Below are 3,990 nucleotides of genomic sequence, written 5' to 3' on the forward strand. Positions count from 1 at the left end.
ATAGCAAATATCCTTTCGGGGAGTGGATTCTTATGCAGAGATGGATTCATCAACCCAGTGACTCTTTGTTGATGCTGGGGGATTTCAATGCTAGCTATTATGTCTTTCCATATGAAGTGGATCCCGATATAGAGATTGTTATCAAAGGACAATTCCCATATGCAAGATATATGTCCTTTACTGTGACTGGGCAAATCGACACTCTCATAGCCACAGCATCTGATCGAGTGTTAATCCCGGACCCTGGCAGTGCCAATCCTTTTTTACCTGGTGCTGATTGGAATGCAGGCAATCGTAATTACACTATGAAAATCCGCTCTACTGCCCCACCGCAGGGTTCCGAGCATTTTGTTCCAGAAGCGGGTAATAACACTTTTTATGTAGGGACTTTAAAAGATGGCTCAATCAATAGATTTGGACTCATAGGACTTCGAATTTATGTTCCGAGCATTGGTTATGACAAAACAGGTGGTGTAGGGCTACCTAAAATCACTTACTGTGCCGCCAAAAAGGATTGCGCTAATTCAAACATCGCCAGGGCTCTTAACAATGCCACTCCATCTGCTAATCCGCTAAACCCGGCAACTGTTGTTAAGGTTGGACAACACTGCGATCTAACCTGGAATCGTCTAGGTGTCATTGCAACAAGAATTTTACAACCCGATCTAAATACGATTTATATAATGTCCGATCAAATTCAAAGAGATCCGGGTAAGTTGTTATTTATTCGCTGGAAAGCTCCCACATTTCCCGACACGTATCATAATATCGGGATTTTAGGCAACGAGGACATGCGGTACTGGAGTATGGCTTTTGTAACACGAGTAGCCTTTTTGGGGCTTTACACGCTTAGTGACTTTCAGACTGTTATCGATAAAAATGGTTACGTTAATCTCGTTATCAGTTTTGGAGCACCGCGTCCATCTCAGGTGACGACCGAAAATGGTTTCAATTGGGTCGACGTCAGCCAACTGCCTTTAGTTCCTCTCTCCCTTATTTACAGAAACAATCAAGTGTCCCAGGGATTTCCTTATTCAGCAAAGAATATAGCTGAGGGTCAAATTGTTCCACCGGAAGTTATGGGAGAATACTACCCCTGCGGTAAATATGTTAATCCTCTCTACTTTGATTCATGTTGTTACAGTGGTAGCGATGAACACGACTAAAGGGAATTCCATTGATTGTTAGCTTCTGGTACGCCAAGTGAGTGGACGGTGCCTGGGAACCTAGGAAAACTGATGTTAATAACATCGCGTAGGCGTTATTTTTGAAGAAGGTTATCCTGTGAAAACTATCGTTCTAAAGATGTATTATCAATTATCAATAATAGGAAGCCACCATGAGAACGGTATAATTGTGTGCTTTTAGAGAAGGACAATGACAGAATAGACGATGATAAGGGGGTCTCTGATGAGGCTCCCTTGTTTTTGCATCTTTATTAGACAGAGTACGAAACGAGCTGCTAGTTGTTATTTTCGCAACCAGTAAGCCATAGTTTCTAGCTCTTCAAATACCTTATTAAGTTCTACCAAGCATCCCGGTAGGACACATAGGATTATACTTAATTTTGTCATCCAGAATATATTATTTTGCTTGTCATCCTGCCTGTCCAGCCTGTCCAAAGCGAAGCGTAGGATCTTATGTGCATAATTTACAGGATGCATTAGCTGCGGATTCATCGCAGACGGGAAAACCCCCACCCGTTCCATTTCCAGACCCCAATCTGCCTATGCTGGCAATCAGTATAATCCCCTTCCAGGGTAACTAATTCGTTTTTACCGTCGCCATCTACGTCGCCAAGCCATATTTCGTAATTGGGTCGGTCCAGATTGGAAGATTGCCACAGAGGCTTAACCATATTACCGACCAGCTTGAAAATGAACAGGTGGTTCTTGATACTCCGATCATCTTCCTCAACCCAAAAAGGTTTACAGGGGCCGAAACTTCCCGCCTTCCATACCGATAAGCTTAGATCACATATACCGTCGTTATTGGCATCACCCAACACGAAATTATCTACCCACCAATCATCCGGTGACACCCAGATGTCTACGCTAGCAACGCGGATTACCAGTTGGCCGTCTTGCAGAAGATATTTTTCCACCGTGCCGTCTTGATTCAGATCACCGTATTGGGTCTTAATCAGCTTAAATGCTATCCCGGCCCTGGAGCCGTCATTGATGGGAACCGGCAGCACTTCCCTATAGGGTTGCCGCCGGTTATTCACAGCTACCAGGGGCATGATGCTGCCCAGGGCCATGCGGGCCAAGGATTCCTGCCTAGCCGGCAGGGCCAACATTTTGTTCTTAAAGGCGACAAAATCGTTGTCAGCCGGTGGGGCTTGGTTAACGGTTAAGCAGCCAGGAATGGCTACGGCGATAAAAACGATTAGCGCCAGTTTTACTGTTTTCATGGGGTAGTGAACGTTGTTGTCCAGGCCGGTGGCGATGGAGCCTTACCGGCATTTAACATTTCACGCCATTTGCTATCGGTCAAGCGGTCGTTCATTGGCCAACTAAACTCGTAATATGAGTAGACACCACCGATAGCCAGCCGCAGCTTACCGTCCACAGGCACAGCGGCGTAGATTTCTTGAATAAAACCGGTTGCTTCCTGCAATACCTGCCCGCCAACATCAGTGGCTACATCAGTTACAATAGCGGCCGGTTGGTCATAAGCCTGCGAGTGGTGTTCGATTCCCTCGTCACGCAGGGCCTCCAGCCAAAAGTGCTCTAACTGAACTCCGTAGGAGCGGATCAATTCATATTCTTCGTCCGTCAAGGGGGTATTGTTCAATTCTTTTTCCGCAATCTCCTTAAGGGATAAAGAGAGCTGTTCCAGCCTTTCCAGGCTGACGGCATCGCGCTCGCCAAGGAGCTGCCTGGCCTGAAGGCCTTCCCGGGTTGTCTTGGCTAGCGCGGCCAAGCGGTCAAAGACCAGGGGATTTGGTTCCACATACCCACGATCATCAACGTTCATATCACCACCGCCGGCCTCGGCATAAACCTGTTTGGCGTACAAGACAGTGTCGTGTTTTAGCTCGGCCCAACTTCCCAGGAAGGTAGTAAGTTCTTTTCGGGCCCAGGCCCGGTTTTGCATAAAAGCCGGGTATTTGTCTGATTTTACTTGGGTTAGGGGCTGTAGTGTATAGAGCCAGCTCCAGTACAGATTCTGAGTCCAGGTTTCTTGGCTTAGGCCGGCGATGTATGTCTGTATTTTGGCCATATTTTCCGGATAAAGGGCATAATCCGTTTCCATCAGCTCGTCCAAGATACTGTACGCTTCCTGGGACCCAAAGGCGGCTGCGATATCCAGCCCCTTGGGTAGCATCCTTCGTTCGCCCTGGTTATTTTCTTTAACTTCGCGGTAGACCAGTCGCTGGAAAATGGCTGCGTCCAAGGTGAAGCGCTGCCCCATAAAGCGAAAGCCCTGAATTTCTTTTTCCCGGTCGGGCTGGATAGTTTCATCAAAGATCGGGATGGAGTTGACAGCCGGCGGCTCCAAAGTTTGGATATTTTCCCGGAAGGCGTTCCATTTGCTTTGGTCGGCCACGAGTGTGGAGAGGTTTACCTTAGGGCCATAAACTTGATCCAGTTGTTCTTTGAGCTGCAGATAAGAGATGTCATCGCTCTTACCCACAAAGAAGCTGGTGGGCTCGTAAATTTTATCCCAGCTGAGGGCGTTGTCGTCTTCGCTGAGCGCAAGGGCAATTAACACAGCCGATTTGGTTTCATCCTCATTCTTAAGGCGAAAAGTCTGCCGGCCATACCACATCATGGTTTTGAAGTAATCCTTCAGCTCGGCCAGTTTTTCATAATGTCCCCGCGGGATATACTGCGAGTAGTCTTCCTTAAGGGCGTCTAAAGCATCCAAGCTGCACCCCATGTTCATTAGCGGCGAAACGGCAATGCCTTCATGCCGAGCAATTAAGTCGAGTTCTTTGGCCACCTCGTTTTGCACTTCCGGTGGCACTGCTACACTGGCATCCAT

The 3,990-nt window shown here is 47.3% G+C and carries 3 protein-coding genes; 1 reads left to right on the forward strand and 2 read right to left on the reverse strand.

Going from position 1 to position 3,990, the window contains the following annotated elements; genetic code table 11:
• The first annotated feature begins 32 nt into the window (after nucleotides 1-32).
• On the forward strand, nucleotides 33-1,166 hold the full coding sequence (locus GX016_10795; GenBank protein ID HHT72029.1) for a hypothetical protein: 1,134 nt from the start codon (nucleotides 33-35) through the stop codon (nucleotides 1,164-1,166).
• Between the two features lie 509 nt (nucleotides 1,167-1,675).
• On the opposite strand, the gene GX016_10800 is transcribed toward GX016_10795, so the two are convergent.
• Nucleotides 1,676-2,413 (reverse strand): hypothetical protein, encoded by a 738-nt coding sequence (locus GX016_10800; protein HHT72030.1) that lies wholly within the window; start codon nucleotides 2,411-2,413, stop codon nucleotides 1,676-1,678.
• On the reverse strand, nucleotides 2,410-3,990 hold a 1,581-nt coding region (locus tag GX016_10805), incomplete at its 5' end, for a DUF3160 domain-containing protein (GenBank protein ID HHT72031.1). The genes GX016_10805 and GX016_10800, both read right to left, overlap by 4 nt.

The sequence above is a fragment of the Bacillota bacterium genome, from assembly GCA_012837285.1.
Classification (GTDB): Bacteria; Bacillota; DTU030; order DUMP01; family DUMP01; genus DUNI01.

Bases quoted from the DNA above. Each gene is read 5' to 3' on its own strand.
- GX016_10800 (HHT72030.1), bottom strand. From the start codon at position 2,413: ATGAAAACAGTAAAACTGGCGCTAATCGTTTTTATCGCCGTAGCCATT.
- GX016_10795 (HHT72029.1), top strand. From the start codon at position 33: ATGCAGAGATGGATTCATCAACCCAGTGACTCTTTGTTGATGCTGGGG.